This window comes from Haloplanus sp. XH21, from assembly GCF_023276355.1.
GTDB classification, from domain to species: Archaea; Halobacteriota; Halobacteria; order Halobacteriales; family Haloferacaceae; genus Haloplanus; species Haloplanus halobius.
The window spans coordinates 897,647-920,900 of the sequence record NZ_JALLPL010000001.1 but is presented as its reverse complement, the minus strand read 5'-3'; the positions used below and the strand labels follow the sequence as shown (position 1 = coordinate 920,900).

The 23,254-nt window shown below is 64.5% G+C and carries 20 protein-coding genes; 12 read left to right on the top strand and 8 right to left on the bottom strand.

The genetic code is table 11. The annotated features are described in order from the left end of the window. Positions 1-12 precede the first annotated feature (12 nt). From MXB53_RS04720 to MXB53_RS04710, 3 genes are all read right to left on the bottom strand, one after another. Entirely contained in the window at positions 13-2,328 is a 2,316-nt protein-coding gene (locus tag MXB53_RS04720) for an efflux RND transporter permease subunit (RefSeq protein WP_248898068.1), read from the bottom strand. Between the two features lie 54 nt (positions 2,329-2,382). Continuing rightward, positions 2,383-4,011 carry a COG1361 S-layer family protein gene (locus MXB53_RS04715; protein ID WP_248896058.1) on the bottom strand — a complete coding sequence of 543 codons (1,629 nt, stop codon included), beginning with the start codon at positions 4,009-4,011 and terminating at the stop codon, positions 2,383-2,385. Between the two features lie 128 nt (positions 4,012-4,139). Then, positions 4,140-5,192 carry a lamin tail domain-containing protein gene (locus MXB53_RS04710; RefSeq protein WP_248896057.1) on the bottom strand — a complete coding sequence of 351 codons (1,053 nt, stop codon included), beginning with the start codon at positions 5,190-5,192 and terminating at the stop codon, positions 4,140-4,142. A 115-nt stretch (positions 5,193-5,307) separates the two neighbouring features. Between MXB53_RS04710 and MXB53_RS04705 the strand changes: the two genes are divergently transcribed. The 6 genes from MXB53_RS04705 to MXB53_RS04680 all read left to right on the top strand — a co-directional run bounded on the left by MXB53_RS04705 (position 5,308) and on the right by MXB53_RS04680 (position 10,628). Beyond that, on the top strand, positions 5,308-5,664 hold the full coding sequence (locus tag MXB53_RS04705; protein WP_248896056.1) for an Hsp20/alpha crystallin family protein: 357 nt from the start codon (positions 5,308-5,310) through the stop codon (positions 5,662-5,664). A gap of 6 nt (positions 5,665-5,670) precedes the next feature. Beyond that, entirely contained in the window at positions 5,671-7,344 is a 1,674-nt protein-coding gene (locus tag MXB53_RS04700) for an ABC1 kinase family protein (RefSeq protein ID WP_248896054.1), read from the top strand. A gap of 198 nt (positions 7,345-7,542) precedes the next feature. Beyond that, entirely contained in the window at positions 7,543-7,917 is a 375-nt protein-coding gene (locus MXB53_RS04695) for a translation initiation factor IF-5A (RefSeq protein ID WP_248896052.1), read from the top strand. Continuing rightward, positions 7,918-8,757, top strand: coding sequence for an arginase family protein (locus tag MXB53_RS04690; RefSeq protein ID WP_248896050.1), 840 nt, complete (start codon positions 7,918-7,920; stop codon positions 8,755-8,757). A gap of 31 nt (positions 8,758-8,788) precedes the next feature. Continuing rightward, positions 8,789-9,547, top strand: a complete 759-nt coding sequence (locus MXB53_RS04685) for a Nif3-like dinuclear metal center hexameric protein (protein WP_248896048.1) — start codon at positions 8,789-8,791, stop codon at positions 9,545-9,547. Positions 9,548-9,614: 67 nt separating this feature from the next. Beyond that, positions 9,615-10,628 carry a deoxyhypusine synthase gene (locus tag MXB53_RS04680; RefSeq protein ID WP_248896046.1) on the top strand — a complete coding sequence of 338 codons (1,014 nt, stop codon included), beginning with the start codon at positions 9,615-9,617 and terminating at the stop codon, positions 10,626-10,628. A 1-nt stretch (position 10,629) separates the two neighbouring features. Here the strand turns inward: MXB53_RS04680 and MXB53_RS04675 are convergent, their stop codons facing one another. Next, complete coding sequence (locus MXB53_RS04675; RefSeq protein WP_248896045.1) at positions 10,630-12,891, bottom strand: hypothetical protein; 2,262 nt, start codon at positions 12,889-12,891, stop codon at positions 10,630-10,632. A gap of 201 nt (positions 12,892-13,092) precedes the next feature. Continuing rightward, positions 13,093-13,218 (bottom strand): hypothetical protein, encoded by a 126-nt coding sequence (locus tag MXB53_RS15605; protein WP_283102230.1) that lies wholly within the window; start codon positions 13,216-13,218, stop codon positions 13,093-13,095. Positions 13,219-13,251: 33 nt separating this feature from the next. On the opposite strand from MXB53_RS15605, the gene MXB53_RS04670 reads away from it, so the two are divergent. The 4 genes from MXB53_RS04670 to MXB53_RS04655 all read left to right on the top strand — a co-directional run bounded on the left by MXB53_RS04670 (position 13,252) and on the right by MXB53_RS04655 (position 18,545). Further along, complete coding sequence (locus MXB53_RS04670; RefSeq protein WP_248896043.1) at positions 13,252-14,253, top strand: BtrH N-terminal domain-containing protein; 1,002 nt, start codon at positions 13,252-13,254, stop codon at positions 14,251-14,253. A gap of 425 nt (positions 14,254-14,678) precedes the next feature. Continuing rightward, positions 14,679-17,459: a DUF262 domain-containing protein gene (locus MXB53_RS04665; RefSeq protein WP_248896041.1), complete on the top strand. Its 2,781-nt coding sequence runs from the start codon at positions 14,679-14,681 to the stop codon at positions 17,457-17,459. Then, entirely contained in the window at positions 17,456-18,025 is a 570-nt protein-coding gene (locus MXB53_RS04660) for a hypothetical protein (protein ID WP_248896040.1), read from the top strand. Before MXB53_RS04665 ends, MXB53_RS04660 begins: the two co-directional genes overlap by 4 nt. 325 nt (positions 18,026-18,350) lie before the next feature. Further along, positions 18,351-18,545, top strand: a complete 195-nt coding sequence (locus MXB53_RS04655) for a cold-shock protein (RefSeq protein WP_049937282.1) — start codon at positions 18,351-18,353, stop codon at positions 18,543-18,545. Between the two features lie 112 nt (positions 18,546-18,657). Here MXB53_RS04655 and MXB53_RS04650 read toward each other — a convergent pair whose 3' ends face one another. Beyond that, the gene (locus tag MXB53_RS04650; RefSeq protein ID WP_425601192.1) at positions 18,658-20,229 is read right to left on the bottom strand and encodes a spermidine synthase; all 1,572 of its coding nucleotides are present in this window, start codon (positions 20,227-20,229) and stop codon (positions 18,658-18,660) included. Between the two features lie 178 nt (positions 20,230-20,407). Between MXB53_RS04650 and MXB53_RS04645 the strand changes: the two genes are divergently transcribed. Next, positions 20,408-20,848 carry a universal stress protein gene (locus tag MXB53_RS04645; protein WP_248896036.1) on the top strand — a complete coding sequence of 147 codons (441 nt, stop codon included), beginning with the start codon at positions 20,408-20,410 and terminating at the stop codon, positions 20,846-20,848. 17 nt (positions 20,849-20,865) lie between these two features. On the opposite strand, the gene MXB53_RS04640 is transcribed toward MXB53_RS04645, so the two are convergent. Then, positions 20,866-21,189, bottom strand: a complete 324-nt coding sequence (locus MXB53_RS04640) for a hypothetical protein (RefSeq protein WP_248896034.1) — start codon at positions 21,187-21,189, stop codon at positions 20,866-20,868. Here MXB53_RS04640 and MXB53_RS04635 point away from each other — a divergent pair. Continuing rightward, positions 21,188-21,331 carry a hypothetical protein gene (locus MXB53_RS04635; protein WP_248896033.1) on the top strand — a complete coding sequence of 48 codons (144 nt, stop codon included), beginning with the start codon at positions 21,188-21,190 and terminating at the stop codon, positions 21,329-21,331. The genes MXB53_RS04640 and MXB53_RS04635 overlap by 2 nt on opposite strands. 65 nt (positions 21,332-21,396) lie before the next feature. Here MXB53_RS04635 and MXB53_RS04630 read toward each other — a convergent pair whose 3' ends face one another. After that, positions 21,397-23,253, bottom strand: coding sequence for a BCCT family transporter (locus MXB53_RS04630; protein WP_248896031.1), 1,857 nt, complete (start codon positions 23,251-23,253; stop codon positions 21,397-21,399). Position 23,254 lies beyond the last annotated feature (1 nt).

Here is a 23,254-nt window from a genome sequence, read left to right as displayed (position 1 = left end):
TAGTCGTTCCCATCACCGCGCCGTCACGTCGCCCCCACGCGAGCGCTCGAACAGTGATCGGAGGCGCTCGGCGGTCGTGTCGAGGAGGATCAGCGTCGGCGGCAGCGTCGCCAGCGCGGCCACCAGCGTCAGGAAGATGACGCCGACGGTCAGGTAGCCGAAGTCGCCGAGGATGGGGAACGGCGAGAGCGTGAGCGCCGAGAAGCCGAAGACGGTGGTCATTCCCGAGACGGAGATGGCCTTGCCGACGCGGGTGGCGGCCGTCTCCACGGCGTCGAGTTTGCTCGAGCCCGGCCGGGCTTTCTCCTCGTAGTATCGCTCCATCACGATGATGGTGTATTCGGCGCCGATACCGACGGTCATGGCGCCGAGCGAGGCGCCGAGCGGCGAGACGGGGATGTCGAGCGCCGCCATATAGAGGTTCTGCCAGCCGATGACGAAGAGCATCGGCACCAGCGGCGCGACGGCTTTCACGAGGTTCCGGTAGTACAGCAACAGCAGGCCGAAGACGAACAGGACGCCGAGCCCCGTCGTCACGTTCCGGCTCTCGATCTGGTCGACGATCGACGGAGGCGTGATGGCCGCCGTTCCGGTGAGGGTCGGGTCGACGCCCGGCGGCGGGTTGCTGAACGCGATGGCGTCGTTGACGTTCGAGATGAACGACAGCGTCTCGCCGGTCGTCATGTCCTGGGCGCCGATGACGGTAATGTGGGCAACACCGTCGTTGTAGTAGTTGGCGCGCTCCTGTGCGGGCACGTCGGCGAGGACGCGCTCGACCCCCGTCTGCGTCTCGGGTATCTCGCCGCCGTTGTGCTCGGCGACGAGCGTCGCGGGCGAGTCCACCCCCTGAATCAGTGGCGCACCGACGGCCACCTGCTCGAACTGCTCCATCCAGTGCAACACCGCGGGATTGGTGAGATCACTCCCGGTGACGAGGACATCGTACTGGACGGCCGCGCCGCCGCCGGTCTGGGCGCGGAACTGCTGGAGATCGACGTACGCCGGCAGATCCTGTGGGACGAACCCCTCGGTGTCGGCGAGCGTATCCAGCCCCTGTCCGGCCTGAAATCCGGCGCCCATCAACAGCAGGGCGACGAGTAACACGATCCCGGGGTTGGCCGCGAGCGTCCGCGACATCCGCCCGAGCGTCCGGCCAACGACGCCGACCCGTTCGGAGTCGGTCGGATCGGTGACTTCCCGCTCGGCGGGGTCCACACGGGGACCGTCCGCCGACTCGGTCTCGTCCGTGTCCGACTGCTGGCTGTCGCTCTCGTCCGCATCGTCCGGCCCCCGATACCGCGCGTACAGCGTCAGTATCGGGAGTAAGACCAGCACCCCTGCGAGGAAGGTGAGCAACACGCCGAAGATGGACGTCTGGGCGAACCAGACGAACGCGGGCGTCCCGAGCGTCGACACCCACGTCGCCCCGAAGCCGAGGGCGGCGGCGAGCATGGCGATGAACACCGGCGGCCCGATGCCCGACAGCGCTCTCGGCAGCGCTTCACGTGGCTCGTGACGCTCCAGTTCCTCCTCGTATCGCTCGTGGAACTGGACGGAGTAGTCGATGCCGAGGCCGATCAGGATGGGGAAGACCGAACTCGTCAGCGTCGAGTTCGGCACCCCAGCGTAGCCGATCGCACCGAACGTGTAGAGAACGCCGGTAAACACCGCGACGATCGGGAGCAGACGCAGCCGCACCCCCCGAAAGAGGAAAAAGAGCGCGACGATCATCAGCCCCACGGCGAGGCCGAGTAACTGGTTGGTGCTCTGCCCGATCAGCTCCGACAACTGGGCGGAGAACGCCGCCGACCCCGTGATGATCACGTCCACGCCGACCGGGAAGCGCGCCCACTCTTCGGCGTTCAGCGCTTCCGTGTAGATGGGCCGCGTCTCCGCCTGTGAGAGGCCGGGGTCGAACACTACCTGCACGAAGACGGTGTCCGGGGTGCCGATGACGCGCTCGATCTTCTCCTGTGAGTCGGGGATCCGGCCGTACTCCGCCCTGACGCGGTCGGCGGGACTCGAGACGTACGCGACGTCCTCGACGGACGACATGCGGTCGTCGAACCGGGCGATCGCGCTGAGCGTCGCAGGATCGGTGGTCTCTCCGCGGACCATCACCGAAATCGAACCGCGGTCGAACGCGTCGTCGAACGTCTCCAGCGTGGGATTCTCGCCGGTGAACGCCGCGTCGCCGGTGACGCTCGTGATCTGTGCGGCCCCACCGAAGGCGGTGAACAGTAACACGGCCGCGATCAGCAGCGTCGCGACTGGATGCGCCTGGATCTCGTGACCGATCGTCCGAAACAGCGTTCGAAGCGTATGCACGTTAGTCACTCTCCGCGTGTCGACGGCAGCGTCCGGCGACCGTCGAGCGTCCGGTCATCGTCGTCGATACCACACAGTGGCGCCGATCACCAGAAGGACGATCACGGCGATGGCGATGGGGAGCACCGGCGGACCGCCGGACGGTTCGTCCACAGCCACGCCGATCGGCATCCCATCGGTGAACGCGGTGTCACCGTCGGCCTCGTCGTAGCGGGCTTCGATCGAGGCGCCGTACGCCTTGGGAAGCGCATCGCTCGTGGCGCTGATACGGAACGTGGCGGTCGCCGTCTCGCCCGGATCCATCGCGCCGAGATGCGCGCCGTCGTCGGACGTCGACAGCGGATCGCTGGTGAACAGGCGGGCGTTAACCGCCGTGATCGGCTCCTCGCCGACGTACCGAACGTCGACGGTGAGGCGGGCCGTCCCGCCCGGCGTCACCGTCGTCGAGACGTTCGACACGGCAAAGCGGTCCTGCGAGGGACCGATCTCCACCGTCTTTCGGATGGGTTCCGAGGCCGTCCGTACCTTTCCTTGGGCGTTCTCGTACTCCACGCCGAACGAGAGCGAGTTGGTGCCGGGGTCGGCCTCACCGGGGATGGCGGCGGTGAAGGAGACGAGGGCCGACTCGCCGGGGTCGAGCGTTCCGACCGCCGACTCGCCGTTCGTCGGCGTGACGATGCCACCGTTCTGCAGCCGGACGACGACGTTCCGCGCGGGCGCCGGCCCGGTGTTAACGATGCGCCCCGAGAGTGTGGCCTCCGACTCGTCGACACGGAACATCGACGTGGAGAGATCCTCGAGGGCGAAGGAGCGCTCGGGGCGCACGTTCACGCCGGTCGTGAGCGTCTCCGATCGACGGGTGATGTCGTTCTGATCGCGGTAGCTGACGACGGTATCGATCGGATACTCGCCGGGCGAGAGGTCCGTGTCGGCGCCGACCTGTACCGAGACGCGGCGCGTCTCACCGGGGGCCAGCGACCGAACGAACACGCTCGTCTCGGCCGCTGGCGCCGACGCGCTCCCGAAGAAGAGCCCCGACGCCTGAGACTGGAGGTTCACGGTCGCGTTCGACGCGGTCCGCGTGCCCGTGTTCTCGATCGTGAAGTCGAGCGACCCGGTGTCGCCAGCGAGCAGTTCGTTCGAGCCCTCGGAGACGATATCGAACGACGCCTGCTCCTCGATCCGGATCTGCAGGTCGACGGTCCGCTCCTCGTCGAGCCAGACGTACTCGATGTTGGCGGGGCCACTGCTCGTCTCGTCATAGATGACCGCCCGAGCGTGGCGGTAGGTGACGCGGACGGGAACGGTGTAGGTGCCGGGGTCGGCGCTCCCGATCTCCAGATCGAAGTCGAACCGGGCGGCGCCACCGGGACCGATGCTTCCGGTCGTCACCGTCCCCGTCTTGACATCGATCGGACCCTCGACCTGGGACTCGACGACCCGCATCTGCACGCTCCGTGCGCTCTGGACCTGGTCTTCGAACCGGCCGATACCCCCGTCCTCGATGTTGCCGTCGTTGGTCGTGACGACGGTGAGCGTCGCGTCCTGATTGGCCTGGAACGTGTTGTCGGCCACGCTGTGACTCAACTGCGGGTTCCCCGTCACGACGCTCGACCCGACCGCGGGAACGATCGGCGCGAGCAACAACAGGACGACGACGCCAAGAATCGTAATCCGCCTCATTGGAGGCACCTGCAGGTGGCCGATGATAACGATGACGATTGGCTGAACAAAACTGAAACAAGGTTAAACTTTCTTCTTGTTTTATTCGACAGTGGTTCAGTCAGAACTTCGGTACCAGCCGATTTTAGTCAGTACGTCAGCCTGACTGACCGGTTGGAGTCACCATCGGAGAGTTTCAACGTTCCATGAGCGTTTCCGAGGAGGGGCCTCGTGGCGCCCAAATACAGGTGGCCGTCGGTGTCCCGTCCCGTCCCGACGTGAACGACGAGGTTCGTGCCGGGATGGAGTGCCGGGCCGTCGAGGAGGACCACCGTGTCACCGACCGTGAGCCACCAGTTGGAGAGGTCGACGGTCGTTCGACCGGTGTTCTCGATGACGACGTACTCCTCGTTCAGGGCCGCGGCGTCGTCGCCGGGCGGGTTGGGGTGGACAGCGGCGATGCGCAGGCCCGTGCTGGCGTCGGCCCGAATCGGGCGGTCGGGTTCGACGAGCGTGCACGACCAGACGCCGAGGGTGGCGCTCCGGGCGGCGCGTTCGGCGTCGTCGTAGCGCCCGTCGGTGGCCCGGACGTATCCTCTGGCCACGAGATGGCGGTTGATCGACCGGCTGTCGTGTGTCACCACGGCCGTCGGCGTTCCGCGCTCGTCGACCACACGGACGGTCACCGTCTCGTCGAGGAGGCGACCACGGAGGGCACGCACCGACCGCCGGCCCTGATCAGCGAGACACGCGCGGCCACGGCTTCCCGTCAGCACGCCGTCGAACTGCCGGGGTGACGCGCCCTCGACGCCGGGTGCATCGACCCCCGCGAGCCGCACCGTTCGTTTCGCGCCCGACGCCGTTCGGTACGTGAGTCTGTCGCCCGCGGCGACGCTGACGACGGTCGACGCGGTGGAGGGAGAACGCGGGGTGTCGGTCGGAGTGGGGATCGCAGTCGGCGTCGCGGTCCCCGGCGCCGGTGTCGTGGTGACCCTCGGTTCGGAGCCGTCAGCGGCCGCGGGTTCGCCCGCGGGAGCGACTGACACCGCGGTCACGGCGGCGCCGCCGACGGCCACCGCCACGGCCGCAGCGAGGACGGCCGTCCGGTAGTCGAGGCCGTCGGTCCGCGAGGCGGCGTACGCGCCGGCCGCAAGCGTGAGCATGAGGGCGACGCCGACGGCGGCGGGAACGAGCGAGAGCATTGGAGCAGTGCCGGCTAGACGTGGGCACTGGACGGGCGACCGACTTAGTTATTCGGCCGCGGTCGCCACCACCCACACCACGGCCTTTTTCGCCACCCACTCCCTATGCGGGGGCATGTCAGCACTTCGGGACGCGCTTCGAGAACTCCCCGAGGCCGTGTTTGCGGACCTGCTCGAAAGCGACGACGCCTACCTGCTCGTCCTCGACCTGCCGGGCGCGACCGCCGAAACCGTCGACGTGCGTGTCGAACGCGGCCGCCTCCACATCGAGGCACGCCGCGAGAAGACGCTGCCCGAAGGATTCGACTACGTTCGGGAGGATCGCTCCCTCTTTCTCGACGCCGAACTCCCCCTGCCGCCGGATGCGACGGGGGCGGGCGCCGAGGGGTCGGTCGAACGGGGCGTTCTCGAACTCCGCCTCCCCAAACACGAGGCCGCGCCGGAGCAATCCATCCCCATCGAGGACGCGTAAGCCCGGGTGGTCACGCTGGTCAATCTCCGCGCCTACTGGCGGTTCGTCCGAGTCGTCCACCAGTTTCTCCCCCTCCTCGTCGCCTACGCCCGCGATCGGCGGCGCTTCCTCCTGTTCGGCGGCCCACGGAGCGTCGACCCCGCGACACAGCGAGAGCGAGCCGACCGCCTCCTCGACTCGCTGCTCACCCTCGGGCCGACGTTCATCAAACTCGGTCAACTGCTGTCGACCCGCCCCGATGTCCTCCCGCCGGCGTACATCGACGTGCTCACCTCGCTCCAGGACGACGTCCCGCCCGCCGAGTGGGCGGAGACACGGCCCATCATCGAAGACGAAGTCGGTCCCGTCGACGAGGTGTTCGACGACTTCGAACGGGACGCCATCAGCGGCGCCAGTCTCGGGCAGGTGTATCGCGCCACCTACGAGGGCGACACCGTCGCGATCAAGGTGCGGCGTCCGGGCGTCGAGGCCCTCGTCGAGGCCGACCTGCGGGCGGTCCAGTGGCTCCTTCCCATCCTCCTGCGGTTCATCGACGAGTCGCGACGGTTCTCCCTCTCGAATCTCGCCGACGAGTTCGACACCACGATCCGACAGGAGATGAACTACGACCGCGAACGACGGATGCTCGACGAGATTCGGGGAAACTTCCAAGATAACGATCGGATTCGGATCCCGTCGGCCGTCAACGACCTCTCCGGCGAGCGCGTCCTCGTCATGGAGTACATCGAGGGCGTCAAGATCAACGACATCGACACGCTCGACGAACGGGGACACGACCGCACCGCCCTCGCCGAGAGCCTGCAGCGCGTCTACCTCCAGATGATCATCGAAGACGGTGTCTTCCACGCCGACCCCCACCCCGGGAATCTGGCGGTCGACGACGACGGCGCCATCATCTTCTATGACTTCGGCATGAGCGGGCGCGTCGACGCCTACTTCCAGGAGAAAATCGTCGACTTCTACGTCGCCGTTGCCAACCAGGACATCGACGGCATCCTCGACGCGATGATCGAGATGGGGACGCTCAGCCCCGAAGCCGACCGCGAGGTGATGGGCAACGTGATGGAACTCGCCATCGCCGACGTCCGCGGCGAGAACTTGGAGCAGTACCGCGTCCAGCAGGTCATCCAGCAGGTCGAGGACACCATCTACGACTTCCCGCTGCGGCTCCCGCGGAACTTCGCGCTCATCCTCCGGGTGGCGACGGTGGTCGAAGGCGTCTGTGTCACGCTCGACCCCGACTTCGATTTCATCGCCGTCGCCACCGACTACCTCACCGAGCAGGGGTATCGCGAGGAGGGCGTGCGACAGGCCGTCGAATCGGCCGGCGACCAGCTAGAGGATACCGCGCGGTCGCTGGTGACCGTCCCGCCGAAACTCGACGACGTGCTCGACCGGGTCAAGCGCGACGACCTCACGGTGCAGGTGCAACTCGACGACGAACACGACGTGCTCGACCGCCTCGCCAAGCGCATCGCCTACAGCATCCTCGTCGCCGTCGGCGTGCTCTCGACATCCCTGCTCTACGCGTTCAACGAGACGCCCGAGGCGGCCATCGTCGCCGGCGTGATCACCGTCCCCGTCGCCGTCTTGCTCTATCGTTCGCTCCGGGAACGGCGCGGGGTCACGGCGCGGCCACAGTTCACCCGCCAGGAGATGCGGCGGCGACGCGAGAAGTGATACGGATTATTGTAACTGTCTCGGGATATCCGTCATCGCGGGATGGCGGATATCTTGATTGACTTCCAGCCGGCAGTATTACTGTCGGTTCGCCGGGGCGTCCGGCGACCCACCGGTACTGACTGACAATAAACCGTATGAACGGGCCGATAGCGGGTTTCCAAACCGTTTATACACCGGCTTCCGTTATCGCTGGATATGGCTAAAGAGCAAAAGCAGGTGCGTGAACTGCAAGAGGGAAGCTACGTGATGATGGACAGCGCCTCGTGTGAAATCAAGTCGTACAGCACTGCAAAGCCCGGGAAACACGGCAGTGCCAAGGCACGAATCGAAGGACAGGGCGTCTTCGACGGCAAGAAGCGCTCGCTCAGCCAGCCGGTCGACGCGAAGGTGTGGGTGCCGATAATCGAACGGAAGGGCGGCCAGGTCGTCTCCGTCTCCGGTGACGACGCCCAGATCATGGACCTCGACACCTACGAGACGTTCACGATGCGCATTCCGGAAGACGAGGACCTGTCGCCCGACGACGAGATCGAGTACCTGGAGTACGAAGGCCAGCGGAAGATCGTGTAGATGTTCCCCGGTGCGTCCGCCGGCCGCGACGCGGCCGACTACGTCGTCGTGGGCGCACCGCTCGGCATCTCGACGACCTTCCAGCCAGGAACCCGGTTCGGGCCCGATCGGATCCGGAAGTTCGCCGCCTCGTTCGAGGATTACGATCACCGAACCGGCCATCACTTCTCCGGCCTCTCCGTGCACGACCACGGCGACATCCACGCGTGGGACGACGCCGCGGAGTACGTCGACTACCTCGCCGGAACACTCCGTGATATCGTCACGGACGGCGCCGTCCCCCTCCTGCTCGGCGGCGAACACACCGTCTCCATCGCCGGCGTCCGGGCGGTCGATCCGGATCTCTTCGTCTGTCTCGACGCCCACCTCGATCTCCGGGCCGACTTCGACGGCAATCCATGGAGCCACGCCTGCGTGACCCGGCACGCGCTCGAAACGGCCGACCACGCCATCGTCGTCGGTGCCCGTGCCGGTAGCGAGACGGAATGGGACCGGGCGGCCGACGACGACGTGACCGTCATCTCCCCGGAGACGGTGACTGCACAGGGCGTCGCCGCCGTCCGCGACGCCGTGACCGACGCCGTCGACCCCGCGAGCGCCACTACGTATCTGAGCGTCGACATCGACGCCGCCGACCCCGCCGCCGCGCCCGGCACGGGAACGATGGAACCCGGCGGGCTCTCGGCCCGCGAGATGCGCTCGGTCGTCCGCGCGGTCGCCCCCCTCGCCGACGGCGGCGATGTCGTCGAGGTGAACGACCGCGACGACGGGCAGGCGGCGACGCTCGGCGGGAAACTCCTCCGTGATCTCGTGTTCGCGCACGCCGACGGCGAGCCCTAGGCTACAAACCCCTCGCGACCGGAGACGACGTATGGACCGCAGCGAACTCGTCGCCCGACTCGACGACCGGCTTCGCACCAACGACTACGCCGACATCGACGCGAGCGCCAACGGCCTGCAGGTCGGCCGTGAGACGGGGACCGTCGACCGCGTGGCTCTCGCCGTCGACGCCGCCGAAGCGACGATCGACGCGGCCATCGACCGAGACGCCGACGCGCTACTCGTCCACCATGGCCTCGCGTGGGGCGGGTTCGACCACCTCACCGGCCTCAACTACGACCGGATCGAACCGCTCGTTCGCGAGGACGTGGCGCTGTACGTCTCTCATCTCCCCCTCGACGGCCACCAAGAACTCGGCAACGCCGCCGGTCTCGCGGACGTGTTGGGTCTCGAGGACCGGGCACCGTTCGGAACGTTCGGCCCCGAATACGTCGGCACGCGAGGGACGGCGAGAGATTCCTCCGGCGTCGACGAACTCGCCGCGCTGCTGGATCGGGAACTCGACACCGAGACGCAGGTGCTCGGCTTCGGCCCGGATCACATCGAGGACATCGGCATCGTCACCGGGAGCGGCGTCGACTGGATCGAGGAGGCGGCCGACGCCGGACTCGACGCCCTCGTCACCGGCGAGGGCAAGCAGAAAGCGTACCACGAGGCCCGCGACCGCGGGCTGAACGTCTTCCTCGCGGGTCACTACGCGACCGAGACGTTCGGCGTCCGCGCGCTCGGGTCGCTGTGCGAAGAGTGGGGCGTCGAGACGACGTACATCGACCACCCCACGGGGCTGTGACGCGGCGGCGACCGACGCCCACGAAACAATCGCGCCGTTGAAACCGCTGGAGCGCCGATTCCGGCGCATGACTGACGACGACCACGACGCGGCGGGCCACGGCGCCCACCGCGAGGAGTTCCACGACGATCCCCTGGATCACGCCGAGGTGTGGGCCGAGATGAGCGTCGGCGACCTCGCGACCGAGTACGGCAAGGCGGGCATCGGCGCCGCGGAGCTCTCGCGCGCGGTAGACATCTATAGCGAGATGCTCGGCGACGACGACGTGACCAACTTCTTCGGCCTCGCGGGCGCGATGGTCCCCGGCGGAATGCGACGAGTCGTGTCGGATCTGATCCGCGACGGTCACATCGACGTGCTGGTGACGACCGGCGCGAACCTCACCCACGACGCCATCGAGGCCATCGGCGGCAAACACCACCACGGTCGCACCGCCGAGGAGGGGGACGAGCGCGAGCACGACGAACAGCTCCGCGACGAGGGCGTCGACCGCATCTACAACGTCTACCTTCCGCAAGAGCATTTCACGCTGTTCGAGGGCCACCTCCGCGACGAGGTGTTTCCGGCGTTCGACGGCCCGGTCGCCATCAGCGAGTTCACGCGCGAACTGGGGCGAGCCAACCTCGACGCCAACGCCGACGTGACGGAGGATCCCGGCATCGCCGCCGCAGCCTACGAGCACGACGTCCCCATCTTCGTCCCCGCGATTCAGGACTCCGTGCTCGGCATCCAGGCCTGGATGCACTCCCAGGTCTCCGAGTTCACGCTCGACGCCCTCGCCGACATGACGAACATCACCGACATCGCCTTCGACGCCGAGCAGGCCGGGGCGACCGTCGTCGGCGGCGGCGTCCCGAAGAACTTCGTCCTCCAGACCATGCTCACCGTGCCCGAGGCCTACGACTACGGCGTGCAACTCACCACGGATCCCGCCTCGACCGGCGGCCTCTCGGGAGCGACCCTCGACGAAGCGCGGTCCTGGGGGAAGTTGGAGAAATCCGCGAAAAACGTCACCGTCCTCGGCGACGCCACCATCACGCTGCCCTTCCTCGCCGCCGCCGCGAGGGACCGAATCGAGTAGGTCAGGACTCCCCGTTCTGTAGCCCGTCCTTGAGGCCGCGAACGATCGCTTCGAGGTCCTCCGAGTCGATATCGAGGTCGAGTGAGATCGCGTGCGGTTCGGTCGCGGGCGTCGAGCCGTCGCTCCCGTTCCCGCCGGCCGCCTGCTGGGCCGCCGTCCGGGCCTCTTCGGCGGCCGATTTCGCCTCCTCGGCCGCCTCTTTGGCCTCCGTCGCCGCATCGCTAAGAGTGGTCACGAGCTCCTCGGTCGACGCGACGTCGTCGAGGGCTTCGAGCTCCTCGATCGTGGCCCCCGTTTCGCCCTCCGCTTCGGCTTCAGCCTCGGCTTCGTCCGCCGATTCTTCGGACTCACTCTCCGTCTCCTCCGCCGCCTCGGCTTCCGTCGCTGCGGGTTCCTCCGCTGCTTCCGGCTCTGCTTCTTCGGTTTCGGCTTCGCCCTCTCCTTCCGCTTCTTCACCTGCTTCCTCTCCTTCCGCTTCTTCGCCACCTTCGCCTTCTTCCGCACCCTCTGACCCGGCTTCCTCCGTTTCACCCTCTTCGCCACCGACGGCGATAGTGATGCCCGGTCCGGCGTCGACGTCGATGCGAACGCCGTCGTCCGTCTCGGTCAGTTCCACCTCGTTACCGCCGTCAGCGGCCAACTCGTCCACGCCGCCGTCGGTTTCGAGGGTCTCGTCCGACGCGACGCGAACCCCCTCCGGGAGGTCGACGTTCTCCAGATCGACGTCGCCATCGACGCCGATCTCGACCCCGGAGTCCTCGTCGACGGTGATCTCGATGCCCGAATCCTCGCCGACCGAAATCCGAAGCTCCCCGGCGTCGGTCAGGAGTTCTCGGGTCAACTCCTCGGCAGTGCCTTCGACATCGCCGGCCGCGCCCTCGACCGCGTCGGCGATCTCCGTTTCGGCGGCTTCCGACGGGGCGGTTTCCGCCGCTTCAGCCTCGACTGCCTCTTCGGTCTCCGGTGCCGTTTCGGCGACGGCACCGTCCACGTCGCCGACCCCCTCGGCGGCCTCTACCGTCGACTCACTGACACCCTCTACCTCCTCGGCGAGCGACCGGACGGTCTCCGCGGCCTCCGATGCCGTCTCCGCGGCGCGTTCTGCCTCCTCGACCGCGTCTTCGATGACCCCCGCCGCCGTCTCCTCGGCGGTTCGTTCGGCCACGTCGCGGGCCGTCTCCGCCGCGGCGTCCGTCGCCTGCTGGACGAGGTCGTCGGTAGCGTCGTCGACCGCCTCGTCGGCGACCGTTCGGGCCACGTCCTCGGCCACCCCACGGGCAACCGACTCGGCCGTCTCCGTCGCCGTCTGCTCGATCGCTTCCTCTTCGGTCGTGGCGATTTCCTCGGAGCGCTCGGCCGCCTCCGCCGCAGTTTCGGCGGCCTCCGTCACTTCCTCGGACAACTCCTCGGCGACGTCCTCAGCGATCTCTTCGGCCGTCGCTTCCGCGACATCCGCCGCCGTTTCCTCGGCGATTTCCGCCGCTCGCTCGCGGGCCGCCTCCTCGGCCACCGACCGAGCGGTCGCTTCGGCCGTCTCAGCCACCGCCTGTTCGGTCACGTCCTCGATGGTCTGTTCGATGGTTTCGGCCGCATCCGCGGAGTCCTCCGCCGTCGACTCTGTCGGTTGCTCGGCCGCCGAGACCGCCGTCTCCGCCGCGCCCGCGGCCTCTTCGGCCGCTTCCTTGGCTTCCGATATCTCCGCGTGGGCGTCCTCGGCTGGGCCGCCGGTCTCCTCGCCGGGTTCCGTCTCGGCTTCCGCCTGCGCCGATTCCGGGAGTCGGTACCGGCCGTCGGCGTCGCGCTCCAGCAGGTTCGCCCAGTCGTAGAGGTCGAGCAACGTCCGGATCCCCGTCTCGACGCGACTCGTTTCGAGGTCCTGATCGGCGAGGTCGGCGACGATCGGGACGAGTTCGTCCTCGTCCATCGGATTTCCGCCGACCACGCCGCGAACGTCCTCGGTGAGGTCCCAGTCGGCGAGCAGCTCGCGGGCCTGCTCTTTCGCCCGGTCCTCGTCGCCGGTGGCGAGCGCGTCCGCGAGTTCCCGCCCGGCGTCGGTCAGTCGGTGTTTCTGTTTGTGTGGCTCGAGCACCCCGATCTCCTCGAGAAACCGCGTCTGCCGTCCGACCACGTCGGAGACGCTGATGATGTCCTCGACGTCGGCGGTGTAGCGTGGCTCGTCGGCTGCCCCCGCCTCGCTCCAGCCGGTCAGCACCTCCTGTAACGTCTCGAGGCCGGCACCTTTGGGTATGTGGTGTGCGGTCATCGGCAGAGTGCTTCGACAGCGGGTCCCAAAAATTCCGGGCCAAGTCGGCCCGCCGTCGCGTCCGTCCTCGCCTCGAAAATACCCGCCACTAACTCACCGTCCCCAGCACTGCCCCGGCGACGATGGCCGCCGCCCCCACGAGCACGCCACGGGTCGCGCCGCGAGAAGTCCAACGAGCAGGACTGTGAGTGCGGGGACTGGTTAGTGGACGCGCCCGTAGATCCGAGTGTGCTCGTCACCCTGTGTGGCCCGCCGGGCGTGGGGAAGACGGCGCTCCGACCCGCCGAGGCGGCCCCGCCGGACGAAGTGGGTTGGTGGAGTGTACATACATGTCCCCTGCGACATGCCGGAGTACGATCCATGTTCCAACTCTCCGGATTCGATCACCGAACGGGGCACCACTGCGGAACGAGCGCGCTCCGAAACCTGTCCGAGTTTCACGGCTGGAACTTCGACGAGGCGACCTGTTTCGGCCTCGGCGGCGGCATCGCCTCGGTCACGCTCGACCGGGCGGACCGCGACTGGCACGAGTTCCTCGGGCGTCCGCTCTGGCTCGAAGAGCAGTTCTTCGAATCGCTCGATATCGACTACGTTCGCCGCGAAGAGGACAGTTTCGAGGACGCCTGGGAGAGCATCACCGGCCGTCTGGACATGGAGGAGCCGGTCCTCCTCTTTCTCGATCCGACCGAACTGGACCACGTGCCCGCGACAGGCCACATCTCCCCGCACGTCGCCCTCGCCATCGGCTACGGCGACGACGCGCTCCTGCTCTCGGACGCCACGGAACCCGACGCGTTCGAACTGCCTATCGCCGATCTGAACCGCTCCTGGAGCGGCGGGCAGATCCGCGATCTGAACTACTCGCACATCGTCGTCACCGACGTTCAGACGGGCGTCGACCTCGAAACCGCGGCCAACCGCGCCTTCCGCGAGACGACGACCTACATGCTCGACACCCGCTCCTACGAGCGACGGCTTGGCGCTGCCGGCGACCACGGTCCCGACGCGATCCGGACGTTCGCGAACCGCGTGGGGTCGTGGGCCGATCGCGACGATCCGATTCCTCCCGCCCGCCACGCCCGCTACTCCATCGAGGAACACGGCCGCGGCGCCGCCTTCCGCCGACTCTACGCCGACGCGCTCGACGTCCTCGCACCGGAGGCGGGCGTCGGCGGCCCCGTCGCCGACCGGATGCGCACCATCGCCGAAGAGTGGGAGGCCGCGGCCGCAGCCTTCGGCACCGCCGTGAGCGCCGACGACGACGCCGAGCGCCGGACCGCCCTCAGCGAGGCCGAGGGGGCACTGAACGGCATCGCCGAACAGGAGCATCGCTTCTTCAAACACGCTCGCGACGAGTTCTGATACGGATTATTGTAACTGTGTACCGGCGGTTCGCCGAAACCACCGGTACTGACGTCCAATAAACCGTACGAGGCCGGCGGTACGTCGACGGGGACGTTCACCATTCCGAGACGACGGCGTGCAGAAGCCTCTTTCCGAGCGCATCACGTAGGGGCCACTGGCCGATGACGAGCGCACCGCTCCGAGTCGGGGTGGCTCCCGATGGTGACGAGCCCTATGAGTGCCGAGGCCAGCTTTCTATCCATACGTTTCGGGAAATAAGTGGACGAACGTCAGAGAATCGCGTCTGCTACCCGCTGAGAGAGGACAGTCGTAATCAAAAGGCGAATAGAGTACACTCTGAGGCGTCATATAGGGCTCGTCACTTTCAGAACAGTTTCACCGTGGGGCAAAGTCTGTTTAAATATGCTTTCTTCTATAGTGCTATGTCGCTACGGCAAGATATCCTAAACTCACGAGGTTGCGACCAGAACGAACGAATTATTGCCGATAATTATCACGAGCAGCGTGTAAAATCTATTCGAGATGGGGGCGGTGTCTACGATGCTGAAGATACCTCGGGGTTAGTCGTACACATCATTGATTCGGGGGCGTTCGACGCCGACGCAGCATACCGACTAGAAGAAATCGAAGAACCGCACAAGTCCATCCCAGTACTATCGAACCCATTTGGGGGAAGCAGGGGTAGAGGCGACGAGCTTCGCCACACTGCGACCGGGCCCGGTGTAGTAACAACAGACGATGGTGATGTTGTACGATATACCCATATCGCAAACAACGGAATTGTGGAGGCCGTCACGCTGAATATCGCTAATTCAGGCGAACGTAGTCGGGTTGATGGCCCATACATCGGCGCGTCGACTTTTGAGGGAATTGTCGTGGAACGAACTGCAAGGATGCTAAATGTCGTTGATGAAGCTGGTATTGATGGACCCTATTTCGTTGCATTTTCTCTCTGGGGAGTCTCAGGTATGAAATTCACATATCAGCAAGGACGAGGCCCGATGCTGGGAGCATACGAGTTTGGACAAGATACCGTCTCCCCGTTCGGCATTGAAATAGAGTCTACTATAGCCCCGGTTGAATTTCGGGAAGCGTTGTCGGAACCGCTGACTAGTCTTTGGAAGGTTGCTGGTTACGATATTCCATCCTACCAACGTAGCTACTCGTGGGAGGAACCGCAGTTAGAAGACCTCATCGATGACCTTCGATATCTCCCCGAGGAAACCAACCACTTCTTCGGGAACATCATCCTCGACAAGAAGGACGAGCAGTATCAAACAGACCGAGGTAGGCGCTTCGACGTGTATGATGTTGTTGACGGGCAGCAGCGATTGACGACCGCGCTTATCCTCCTTCACGTCGCCACCCAGTTCGATGACGTGGTTGACGAAACCGTGTCAGAAGATAATTTGATATTCCCCGTTGACGAGCGTCCCCGACTGATGCCTCAGGACCAGGACGGTGAGTTCTTCCGAGACAGCCTGTTCGGTTCTGCGAGTCTAGAGTGTGAAACCCCGTCACAGGAGCGTCTCGAATACGCCAGGGAGTATTTCGAGTCGGAATTTGAGGACCTGCCTGTTCGAGAGATATCAGAGCGTCTGCGATACGACTGCAAAATCAACGTCGTAGAGATAGACAGTGATTCCGAGGCGGCATCGATTTTCGAGAGTCTGAATGATCGGGGGAAGCCGCTGTCGTCGCTCGACAAAACGAAGAGCTTCCTGATGTATATGGACGACCGTTCCAGCAACCGTGGCGCTCTCGAAACCAAAATCAAGCAGCGTTTCGGGAGCATCTACCGCGAGCTATTCGTCCTCTCTAACGGGCATGACAGAGTGAGTGATTTCGACGAAGACAGTGTGCAACGGTTCCACTGGGGAATCTACGACGGATATGATTCAGACGAGTACTTCAACAGTCTCGACACCCTCAAAGACCGGCTCCGAGAAAGATACCGGAACGGAGAGTACGATACCGTTCAGGACGAAATTGACGAGTACACACAGAACCTTCGCGAGGCCGCATCAGCGTTCGCGGCGCTGTTCAACCCCTCGCAACGCCCTGATGAAGTCGATTCAGCACTGAAACGCTTGCTCGCACTCGGCAGGGTTGCGAACGTTCTCCCCGTCCTGATGGCGGCACAGATGGTGTACGGTGACGATGAATCCGACAAGATGGCGGATATCATTCGGGCGTGCGAAACGCTCGTCTTCCGCGTCTATGCAACCGATGGCAGACGGGCCGATACGGGACGAGGCAGATTAGTGCGCCTCGCTCATTCGATTCATGCAGACGACTCGTATCTGTTCGAGGACGTGCTCAATCGTCTCGACTCGATTACCCGCATCTACACCGACGATGACCGCTTTGAGCGTAATCTTCGTGACCCTGACTTCTACGAGTCGATGTCGAGTCAGGATATTCGCTACTTGTTCTACCACTACGGACAGAACTTGGATATCGAGGTACGGGAAGACGTACAGCGTGACCTCGAACAAATCCTCTCAACCTCGTTCGAGGTCGAACATATCCTCGCCCGGAAGCTCCCCGAGGAGCATATCCCAGAGAATCTTCGTGAGGAGTTCGACGACCACGTTCACCGTCTCGGAAACCTCACCATTGCGAGCGAGTACTGGAACAAGAACTACGGCAACCTGCCCTTCGAACAAAAGAAGATTGCCCCCGGAGGACGCGAAGCAGAATACAAATCATCGAACCTGCGAGTGCAGCAGAGCCTTGCCGATTATGACGAGTTCGGACGCGACGAGATCGAGGAGCGGGAACAGAAGATAGTCGACTTTGCACTCGAAGAGTGGGGGATTGCGTCTGAACCACAGCCATCGGGCGGATCGAGTACCGACGACGGCTCTGATATAGAGTACGAAAGTCTGCCAGACAGTTTCTTCCGGCGGTTGACGAACCGACAGGAGGCGTTCATTCGAATCCTGCTCGATAACGGGGGTTGGATGCTGAACGAGGATGTCCGTCAACGGATGGAGGACGAATATGACCTTTCGACGGGCGGTGGTCAAGCGATATCCGGCATCCTCTCGGGGGTCACCCGGAAATACAGCGAGGACTTCACGTACCGTCTTATCGATTACGAATGGATGGGAGACCAGATGCAGTATCGTCTACATCCCGATTCGGGATACATTGACGAACTGCGTGAGCGACTCGTGCGCTCCGCTGAGGAGTCATGATTCAGACACAGATTGGCGAACTAATTGTCGGGGCATACCTCCGGGTCATCAACGACTGCGAACTCGTCTCGTACAATCAGCGGTCGAAAGAAGCGGGTAGACAGATGGAACTCGACGTGCTTGGCGTCAAATCAATAAACGGGGAACAGACGGTCTATGCTTGCGAGGTCGTCACTCATATTCGAGGCTCGCTATATTCAGGCTCTCCCGACGAGGAAGGATGGTGGAGCAAATACGGAAATGAGAGTTATCAGCACTCGCTCGAACGTATCTTCCATAAATTCGAGGAGGACTACGACTTAGTCACCGACGTTTTTGACGATGCTGAGGAGTACAGGTTTCAGTTCTGGTCGCCGTATGTATCCGAGGGTCATCTGACCGACGGGTTGGAAGAGATGACGCAACAGTTCGAGAGCGACTATGACGAATCAATTGAACTCGTAATCAACGGCGAGTACAACAACCGGGTGAGTGAGATCCGGGAACGTGCATCAGAAACAAAGAAGAGTTTCGATGAACCCGCATTTCGATTCTTCCAAATTCTGGCACACATGCGAGAGGAGTAGCAAGAGAGTGAACGGATTACGGATTGAGCGGCGTCTATAGCCGCGCTAAACACATTCACTATGGATAGATTGTGGGTGCCGAGGCCAACTATTCGACAGGAGAAGTCCGATAACGCACGACAGCGGCGGCCCACCAGGAAGGTTAACGGACTCGTCGGAAAGACGCCCTCGTATCGGAGAGATCCCAAAAAAATCTGTGGTAGAAGACGTGGTTCGTGCAAATGAACAGAAAATAATTCTGATCGCGGATATTCGTTTTCTATTCACGCGTATCTGAAGACGAATAGGAATCCTTAACCGTCTACTTGGCGTCAATCGAATTGCAATGGCAAACGGTAAGGTTGATTTCTTCAACGACACAGGCGGCTACGGTTTCATCGAGACTGAGGATGCTGACGACGACGTTTTCTTCCACATGGAAGACGTTGGCGGCGAGGATCTGACCGAAGGGACCGAGATCGAATTCGACATCGAACAGGCCCCCAAGGGCCCGCGCGCGACCAACGTCGTTCGCGTATAATATTTCGCACCGTCGCCTGACGGCGACACCGCGTTACTCCGTTTTTTGTGGCGTACTCCGAGCGCGATAGCGAGCGCTGATCGGAGAGAATCGAATGTAGTGACCCCGACGATCAGCCAGTAGCCGTCGCCGTCCCGTTCTCGACGGTTCGTTGCACGACGTATCGGCGCCCGACCATCGGATTGAGGAGGCTGTCGACGGGCGCCCGTTCGTCCCGAAGCAGGGGCACGTCGTCGGTCGGTGGTGGATCGCGGTAGGTGTCGACTTCCGTAGAGAGGTCGATCCCGATATCGCGGCGTTCGTTTCGTCGCTGTAACGTCCGTGGCGTGAGCCGATCCTCCCGTTTGGTGGCGATGACTTCCACGTTCTGGACGGCGTTCGTCCCGGCAGTGGCGAACGTGTACACCTGCGGATACACCCGCGACATGGTCTTGTACTCGGCGCGGTAGAACTTCGAGGCGGGACCGCTGGGTGCCGAGATCAGGTTGGCGAACAGCACGCCGTCGTCGTCGAGTCGCTCCCCGGCGAGGCGCATGAACTCGACGGTCGTCAACTGGAAGGGAACTTTGTCCTTCTTGTAGGCGTCGAGGACGATGAGGTCGTACGTGTGGTTGGTCTCCTGGAGGAACTGCCGCCCGCCGGTGTTGTGGACGCGCAGGTTCTCGGACTCCTCCAGCGCGAAGTGGCGCTTCGCGGTGGCGATCACCTCGGGGTCGATCTCGGCGACATCGACGGTGACGTCGTACTCCTCCGCGAAATGTTTCGGGCCGGTGAACCCGCCGCCGCCGACGAACAACACCCGGTCAACGTCGTCGGTCATGAGCAAGGGCAGGTGGAAATAGCGGGTGTAATCGAAGACGTGGCGGTCGGGGTCGTTCACGTCCATCGCGCTGTGTGGCTGCCCGTCGAGATACAGGGTGCGCACGTCGCCGAGTTGCGTGACCCGGAGTTCCTGGTACGGCGTCTGGGTCTGGTAGATCACGGGACCACCAGCGGAGACGCCGACCGCGCCGCTGACGCCGGCGCCGACGACCATGAGCGCGACGACCACGCCCGCGAGGGTCGGCTCATGGCGGTCGCTCCGGCGCGTGAGCCAGAGCGCCGTGCCGACGAGCAGGAGGCCGAAGCCGACCCCGATGGTCTCGACGCGCAGCGCCGGGATCAGCACGAACGTCGTCAGAAAGGCGCCGATGATGCTCCCGACGGTGCCGACGGCGTAGACGTGGCCGGAAGCGGCGCCGACCCCCTCCGTTGCGGACAGCTCCGCCGCGTAGGGACTGACGTAGCCGAGCAGGTAGGTCGGTGGGCCGAACAGCAGCGTCACGGCGGGCAGCGACGCGAACCGGCCCGGGAGCGGTATCGCCGACGCCGCGGCCAACAGCGTGTCGGTCGCGAACACCACCACGGCGACGTAGGCGGCGGTGCCGAGCAACAGCCACGCCAGTCGTTCGTCGCTGGCGCGGCGGGCCGCGCGCTGTCCGCCGAGGTGGTAGCCGAGGCTCAGGGCGGCGAGGAAGACGGCGATGATGCTCCCCCAAGTGTAGATGCTGCTCCCGAACTGCGGGGCGACGATTCGGCCGGCGAGGATCTCCAGCCCCATGCTGGCCACGCCGGAGACGAACACGGCAACGCCGGGCGCTGTCGGCCGCCGGTCGAACCAGTCGGAGGCCATTCGGCGTAGCATTGGCCACCGAGCGGTTAAGCCTTGGCTCGATGGCGCGTATCGACCCATCCGATCGAGGAAGATGGGGACGCGACCGATCGAGAACGCAGTGTGAGCGATACGGTCGAGGAGCCCGAATGCGCGGTTTCCCCAACTTATTTGCGCTTGACCGGAGAACCCCGATCCAGTGAACAGATAGATGTACGACACGATTCTGATTCCGACCGACGGGAGCAAAGAGGCCCGAAAGGCGGCCGAACACGGCATTCAGCTCGCGGCGGCCGTCGGTGCGACGGTACACGCGCTCTACGTCGTCAAGCTCCCCGGTGCGCCACGGACCGTGTACATCTGGGAGGACGAGGACGAGGTGCGCGAGGAGTACCGCGAGTACGGCGAGGAGGTCACGGCGGAGGTTGCGGAGATGGCGGCCGACGCCGGCGTCGAGGCTGTCACCGAGATAACCAGCGGATCGGTTCACGAGGGAATCGTGGACTACGCCGACGATATCGAAGCCGATCTCATCGTGATGGGCACCGGCTACCGCGGCAAGGTCGGCGGACTGCTCGGAACGACCGCCGAGAAAGTGGTGCGGACGGCGAACGTCCCCGTGACGACGGTGCGACTCTCGGAAGTGGACTGAGACGGATCGTTGTCGCGTTAGAAGTGTTCGAGTTCCCAGTGGTACTGACACTGCCGGCAGGTGGCGTACTCCGGGACAGCGATGACGTTCGGATGTCGCCGCCCAAACGCCATATCACACCCACAGACCGGACAGCGCATGGCGAGCAGTTCGAAGTCGGGGAACGCCTCGGCAGGTCGCTTGAGACGACAACCGGGGCAGTCGATCGGGGCACGAACCGTCTGGGAGATTTCGTCGCCGCAGCGGGGGCAGCGAACCCGAGCCGGCGGGCGACTCGTCCACCCCACGTCGCCTTTGACGGTCGTCGTCTGGGCCTCGGGAATCGAGAGGCTGAGATCCATGTCGGAGTCCGCCCGAAGCGGCGCCGCGAGCGTCGCCATCGCCGACCTGCGCGCTCCGAACAGGGTCGCGACGGCGGCTCGCACGCGGTGTGATGGCTCAGACATCGCCGAACGGATGCGGGGGCAAGCAGACGCGCTGTAGCGCGGGAAGCGAAATGAATCGCGTCCCAAACCGTGGCGTCGAAGCAGCGAGCCGGGTGGAGGAGGTCAGTCGCTCGGACTCGATTCACTCTCCTCCCGAATGTCAGTAACCATCTCGTCGCCGGAGGTCACCACGTCCACGTCCTCCTGTTCGGATATCTTCGCGATGCGGTCCCGGAACTCCTCGGATTCGAGGATCTGGTACTCGTGGCTGAGGCCGAGATAGACGGTGTAACACATCAGACAGAGGATAACTGCGAAGGGGAGTCCGGTCGTGATCACGGCCGTCTGCAGGGCGCCGAGTCCGCCACCCCACAGGAGGGTTGCGGCGACGACCCCTTCGATGATCGCCCAGAAGACGCGCTGGACTTTCGGCACGTCGTGTTTGCCACCGGAGGTCAGATGGTCAACCACCAGGGATCCCGAGTCGGAGGACGTGACGAAAAACGTGACCACGAGTATCGTCGCCAGGATACCCGACAGCGCCCCGAGCGGGAACTGCTCGAGCATGGCGAACATGGCGACGGTCTGGCCGACATCATTGTACGTGGCCAGGGCCGCTCCGTTGCCCACGAGCGAGTTGTACAGGGCACTCCCGCCGAACGTGGCGAGCCAGATGGTCGAGAACATCGCCGGCAACACGAGCACGCCCAGAACGAACTCCCGAACGGTCCGTCCTTTCGAGATGCGGGCGATGAACATCCCCACAAAGGGCGACCACGCGATCCACCACCCCCAGTAGAAGACGGTCCAGGCGGTGACGGTCGACCCGCCCTCGGCCAGCGTGCCGCGGAAGAAGGCGAGTTCGATGATGCTGCCGAAGTACGCCCCGAGCCCCTCGACCCACGCGCCGAGGATGTACACCGTCGGGCCGACGATGAGCAGGAACCCGAGCAGCGCGAACATCAAGTAGAGATTGAGCGTGCTCAGGCGCTTGACGCCGCCGTCGAGACCGGCCGCGACGGACAGGGTGGCGATGCCGGTGATGCCCGCGATGAGCAGGATCTGCACGAACGTGTTCGTCGGAATGGAGACGAGACCGAGGAGGTCACCGCCCACGTACGACAGCCCGGTATTCACCTGCGCGACGCCGAGACCGAGCGATGTCGCCAGACCGAACAGGGTCGCGAACACCGTCACGAGGTCGATGACGTGCCCCGGCCAGCCGTAGATCCGCTCGCCGAGAAGCGGCCAGAAGATGGACCGGAAGGTGAGCGGCAGGCCGCGGTTAAACGAGAAGAACGCGAGGCCGAGGCCGACGAGGCCGTAGATGGCCCACGGGTGGAAGCCCCAGTGGAAGAACGTCTGTGCCATCGCGGCGGAGGCCGCCGCGCCCGTCCCGCCTTCGGCGCTGAAGAAACCGGGGACGCTCTGGAAGTAGTACAGCGGTTCGGAGACGCTGAAGAACATGAGACCGATTCCCATGCCGGCGCTGAACAGCATCGCCATCCACGCGAAGTCGCTGAACTCCTTCTCCGCCCCGACGCCGCCGATCCGAATCTTGCCGTACTTGCTGAAGGCGAAAAACAGCAGCGTAGCGATGAAGATGTTCACCGCCAGCAGGTAGAACCAGCCGAAGTTGGCGCCGATGAAATTGAAAATGACGGTGTACGCGTCGCCGGCGGTCTGATGCACGACGACGCCATCCTGGACCTGGCGAAGGACCTCCCAGCCGTTCTCCCGTGCCGTCTGCTGAGTGACGACCATCGTCCATCCGAGCGCCTGCGCGACCGTTCGGAAGAAAACGGTGAGTACGATAAACAGTACGACGAGCACCAACGCCACGGGGAAGACGACCGGATGGATGTCGAATCCGAGTGCCTGAATGTTGGTGTCACCGGGCTCGCGGTCCGACTCCGGATGGAACAGCTCCACCTGGAGGCCGTCGGACATCTTCCCGGTCGAGTCGTCCGAATCAGTCATG

Excerpts from the sequence above, each read along its gene's own strand:
- MXB53_RS04640 (WP_248896034.1), bottom strand. The coding sequence starts at position 21,189 with ATGGATCTCAGCCTCTCGATTCCCGAGGCCCAGACGACGACCGTCAAA.
- MXB53_RS04645 (WP_248896036.1), top strand. The coding sequence starts at position 20,408 with ATGTACGACACGATTCTGATTCCGACCGACGGGAGCAAAGAGGCCCGA.
- MXB53_RS04690 (WP_248896050.1), top strand. The coding sequence starts at position 7,918 with ATGTTCCCCGGTGCGTCCGCCGGCCGCGACGCGGCCGACTACGTCGTC.
- MXB53_RS15605 (WP_283102230.1), bottom strand. The coding sequence starts at position 13,218 with ATGTACACTCCACCAACCCACTTCGTCCGGCGGGGCCGCCTCGGCGGG.
- MXB53_RS04685 (WP_248896048.1), top strand. The coding sequence starts at position 8,789 with ATGGACCGCAGCGAACTCGTCGCCCGACTCGACGACCGGCTTCGCACC.
- MXB53_RS04710 (WP_248896057.1), bottom strand. The coding sequence starts at position 5,192 with ATGCTCTCGCTCGTTCCCGCCGCCGTCGGCGTCGCCCTCATGCTCACG.
- MXB53_RS04695 (WP_248896052.1), top strand. The coding sequence starts at position 7,543 with ATGGCTAAAGAGCAAAAGCAGGTGCGTGAACTGCAAGAGGGAAGCTAC.
- MXB53_RS04650 (WP_425601192.1), bottom strand. The coding sequence starts at position 20,229 with ATGCTACGCCGAATGGCCTCCGACTGGTTCGACCGGCGGCCGACAGCG.
- MXB53_RS04680 (WP_248896046.1), top strand. The coding sequence starts at position 9,615 with ATGACTGACGACGACCACGACGCGGCGGGCCACGGCGCCCACCGCGAG.
- MXB53_RS04635 (WP_248896033.1), top strand. The coding sequence starts at position 21,188 with ATGTCGGAGTCCGCCCGAAGCGGCGCCGCGAGCGTCGCCATCGCCGAC.
- MXB53_RS04675 (WP_248896045.1), bottom strand. The coding sequence starts at position 12,891 with ATGACCGCACACCACATACCCAAAGGTGCCGGCCTCGAGACGTTACAG.
- MXB53_RS04715 (WP_248896058.1), bottom strand. The coding sequence starts at position 4,011 with ATGAGGCGGATTACGATTCTTGGCGTCGTCGTCCTGTTGTTGCTCGCG.
- MXB53_RS04630 (WP_248896031.1), bottom strand. The coding sequence starts at position 23,253 with ATGACTGATTCGGACGACTCGACCGGGAAGATGTCCGACGGCCTCCAG.
- MXB53_RS04705 (WP_248896056.1), top strand. The coding sequence starts at position 5,308 with ATGTCAGCACTTCGGGACGCGCTTCGAGAACTCCCCGAGGCCGTGTTT.
- MXB53_RS04665 (WP_248896041.1), top strand. The coding sequence starts at position 14,679 with ATGTCGCTACGGCAAGATATCCTAAACTCACGAGGTTGCGACCAGAAC.
- MXB53_RS04670 (WP_248896043.1), top strand. The coding sequence starts at position 13,252 with ATGTTCCAACTCTCCGGATTCGATCACCGAACGGGGCACCACTGCGGA.
- MXB53_RS04655 (WP_049937282.1), top strand. The coding sequence starts at position 18,351 with ATGGCAAACGGTAAGGTTGATTTCTTCAACGACACAGGCGGCTACGGT.
- MXB53_RS04660 (WP_248896040.1), top strand. The coding sequence starts at position 17,456 with ATGATTCAGACACAGATTGGCGAACTAATTGTCGGGGCATACCTCCGG.